Annotated in this window: 4 protein-coding genes; all 4 read right to left on the reverse strand. The window is 39.8% G+C overall.

What is annotated here, in order from left to right; translation table 11 throughout:
- Positions 1-263 (reverse strand): phycobilisome rod-core linker polypeptide (locus AC805_RS02105; protein WP_197278606.1); only part of this gene is annotated, 263 nt, incomplete at its 3' end.
- Between the two features lie 333 nt (positions 264-596).
- The gene (locus tag AC805_RS02110; protein ID WP_055073891.1) at positions 597-1,463 is read right to left on the reverse strand and encodes a phycobilisome linker polypeptide; all 867 of its coding nucleotides are present in this window, start codon (positions 1,461-1,463) and stop codon (positions 597-599) included.
- Positions 1,464-1,762: 299 nt separating this feature from the next.
- A complete protein-coding gene (locus AC805_RS02115; protein ID WP_055073892.1) occupies positions 1,763-2,509 on the reverse strand; it encodes a phycoerythrobilin:ferredoxin oxidoreductase in 747 nt (248 codons plus the stop codon).
- A 1-nt stretch (position 2,510) separates the two neighbouring features.
- On the reverse strand, positions 2,511-3,248 hold the full coding sequence (locus AC805_RS02120; protein ID WP_055073893.1) for a 15,16-dihydrobiliverdin:ferredoxin oxidoreductase: 738 nt from the start codon (positions 3,246-3,248) through the stop codon (positions 2,511-2,513).
- Positions 3,249-3,493 lie beyond the last annotated feature (245 nt).

A 3,493-nucleotide genomic window follows, 5' to 3' on the forward strand; every position in this document is an offset into this window, starting at 1 on the left:
AGCAAATGTAAAAAGTTCAATTCTACAAAGCGATAAGGAGCACAGGAGGAGAAGTAGCGATCGCGATAAAAGTCAGACTTTGCAACGATTCTCACAAACTCGCGCACCGAAATTTCACCATTTGTAAGCTTTGATTCAGCTACAACCAAGCAGTCACTTTCCATAACATGGGAATTGCCCAAAACTTGCTTGTAAACTGCGCGAATAACTGTGTCAACATCACCTAAGCTATTTGCGAAGGTTGCATTCACTAATTCTGTCATAATTATTTATCTCCGAAATTATTATATATTTCAAAATTTTTTACTTAAAGTAACTGGTGTCAAGTGGAAGCTTACAAGACCATTCCCCCTACTCCATCTCCCAAAAAGGGAGATAAGAACAAGGAATTAGTCTTTCTCCCCATCTGCCATAAAGGGAGAGGAGAACGGGGGGGGATAATGATATTCATTCCAAGTAACGTAAGTTAAACTAATAGAAATTCCGAAATATGAGAACCAGTTTATAGAAAACAAAAAAATACTAAATCTAAAGAAGCCTGTTATAAAAACCACGGGGAAGTGCCTGACACAAATCCCCATCTCACGAATGTCAACTTAAACAACTGTAACGCTAGAAATCACGCCGCCTTGAGCGTGAATGCGTCGAAATTGTGCTGAAAGCTGCTCGATAGGGACTAAATAAACCTTATTGCTACGGCGGAACTGAGAAACTTTGTTCACGGTCTTAGCGCGATAACCAGTAACTTCAATCCGATAAACATTGCCCATACTAGACACAGAAGTTCCAAGAGGAGTGCGACGTGCAGGTGCATCTGCTGGAGTACGGAATGTACTGCCAGCACCAGAAGAAGGAATAATCGCAGTTGCAGTTGGATTGATTACTAGAGAATTTAGTTTGGGTCTATTACCAGAAAGATCGCCCTTTAAGCTACTGCTAGAAGCTCCGCGCACCAGTTCAAAAGTATGAGTAAACTGCACCATGCTGGTACAGGCTTCAGTCTTGTAGCCACGAATATATGGAACGTTGTTTTCGCCAAAGGTATTCTGGTACTCATCACTATCAATATAGGAATCGATGTCAGCAGCAAATCCTTGGGTATCAAGAATGGTGCTATGTCCGCGCATTTCTTCTAAATCTAGTGGAGGACGACCAAGTAAATGACGGAAGTTGAGTTCGATCGCACGATAGCGAGCACAACTGGTAAAGAATCGAGAGCAGTAAAGATCGGACTTAGCCACAGCCCTTACAAACTCTCGGACGCTTAGGTTACCGCTTTTAAACTGAGATTCGGCAACAGTGAGTCGCTCGCTCTCCATTACGTAAGCATTGCCAAGAACTTGACGATAAACTGCACGAATAATAGTCTCAGAATCTTCCTGCGATAATCCTGAGACCCACTCAATAGGTGGAGTTTCATCAAACAGGCTTACACCCAATCGCGAAGCTGGTCCAAAAGCCATTACAAAATATCTCCTAATCTAACGAAAGAATTTAACAAAAACGACTTTAATAAATGATTATTGTCTCGCCAACTTTAGTTTTAGTTCAGATGCTCAATAAATACTTCTTTATTACGCACTGATGACTAAATTCTCTTATAAGTCAGACCTGATAATTGTCAAGAATTGTAAATCTGCACAAGCTCTGCACAATTAAAATTGCCGCTCAAACAGTAAACCGAAAATTAATCGCAGTAGGGGTTTGCGTTTTTTAGCTTTCTGTGGTTAGGATAAAAACTACTGGATTTTGGTAAAAAAAATCATGATTTAGCTACCTGCTTTTCTAAATCAAACAAAAAACCATGAATATATTTTTCTGTCCAATCAGCTCCATAGAATCGCGTAAACATACCTCTGGCAGGATCTTTCTCAGCACGATAACGCAGGTAGCGAAGGTGGGATGCTTCTATCTCCTCTAACAGTGCAGGATCGGTTGTAGGATTAGCTTGATCGCAAAAATCCAGATAGGCTTGTAAATAATCTTTAAAAGCAGAAAAGACATGAGTTTCTACCACTTCGTCTTGCTGCGGTCTTGTCCAGAGAAAGGCAGGTGAGAAAAACTGACTTGCTTCCTCTGGAAAATCACCACCCCAAGGCAAATGAGGTTGATAGGTTTCAAAAATGGGCAGAATGGGCTTGGTGTATTTAGCTTGATAATCGTGATGATCGCGAAATAGCGGCTGCATATCCAGCGCAATCAAATGTCCTCCAGGCAAAGTTACTAAGTCTGCACCAAAAAAAGGCAAATCATAATTTAGGCGCGGAAAAATTACGAAGTTTAGAACTTGAAGAGAACTGCCGCCTTGTACGTGGGCGGCTCGAATCTGGCGTAATTTAGAGGATTGATAGCCGTAACTAGTGGTTACAACTTCATTCTCATGCTTGCCTTTCCCGACGATCGCTGATTTTGATGCAAATCCTACGGGGATTGGATAAGGACGTAAATCGGGCAGTCGATCAGTTAAATAGGAGATCGCATGATCTAAAAATGGTTGATAGAGAGTCATCTTAAGAATGAACTCCAGATGCTAAAGGTTTTGCATCCTCAAACAAAAATCCATAGAGGAATTTTTCTGCCCATTCATGACCAAAATAGCTACTGAATAAACCAGAAGCAGGATCGCGATCGGCGCTATATTGATCGTAATCTTTCTGTGCCTTGACGATTCTCTGAATATCCGATTGATCGAGGAGAGGATGAGGCTTAGCTTCCTCAATCATCTGCCAATACAAATTCAAATAATCTTGAAAAGCCTCAAATACGAGAGTTTTGACTGTCTCTGGATCGGTTTTGGCAAATAGTAAATACTTGGAGAAATACTGATTAGCATCATAAAACTTCATCTCCAAGTTCTGAGAGAGTTCTGGATACTTATCATGCAAAGCCTCAAGAGGATGGATATATTTTTCGAGATATGTCGCATCCTGAAATAGTGGCTGAAAGTCCATCACAATAAGGTTTTTGACATTTCCAAAAGACAAGAAATCAATCCCTAGCAAAGGTAAATCGTACTGATAATTGGGATAGATAACACTATTAAAAATTTGAGCGCTCGCTCCTGCATCAATATACGTATAGCGAATTTTGCGAAGTTCGGGACATTGATAGCACCAACTCCGAATCGTTGCGGGGTTACGACCACGTTCACTCGTACAAGAATCTAGACCTGCTGGTATCAATCGACTTTGCAGGTCAAACCTCTGAAATAGCGATTGCTCTAAGTGTTTCAAGAAAGGTTTATACATAATTTTTTATAAAAAAACAAAAAAATAAATCTCTATTAAAAAAATTTAAAAAAATAAATTTCGTTGGCACAATTCTTGGGTAGTCAAGACTTAGTAAAAAGTCTGTTATTGCATCTTGTTATGACTGATTTTCTTACAAGTCAGTAACTTTGATTATCAAGATTTGTGAATCTGCATAATTTTTGCACATTACTTATAGCTACAGTCACTTGACTTAGGACAAATCAAACCCCAAGAATTGATTG

Origin of the sequence: Pseudanabaena sp. 'Roaring Creek' (assembly GCF_001402795.1) — a bacterium.
Taxonomy (GTDB): Bacteria; Cyanobacteriota; Cyanobacteriia; order Pseudanabaenales; family Pseudanabaenaceae; genus Pseudanabaena.

Bases quoted from the DNA above. Each gene is read 5' to 3' on its own strand.
- AC805_RS02120 (WP_055073893.1), bottom strand. From the start codon at position 3,248: ATGTATAAACCTTTCTTGAAACACTTAGAGCAATCGCTATTTCAGAGG.
- AC805_RS02115 (WP_055073892.1), bottom strand. From the start codon at position 2,509: ATGACTCTCTATCAACCATTTTTAGATCATGCGATCTCCTATTTAACT.
- AC805_RS02110 (WP_055073891.1), bottom strand. From the start codon at position 1,463: ATGGCTTTTGGACCAGCTTCGCGATTGGGTGTAAGCCTGTTTGATGAA.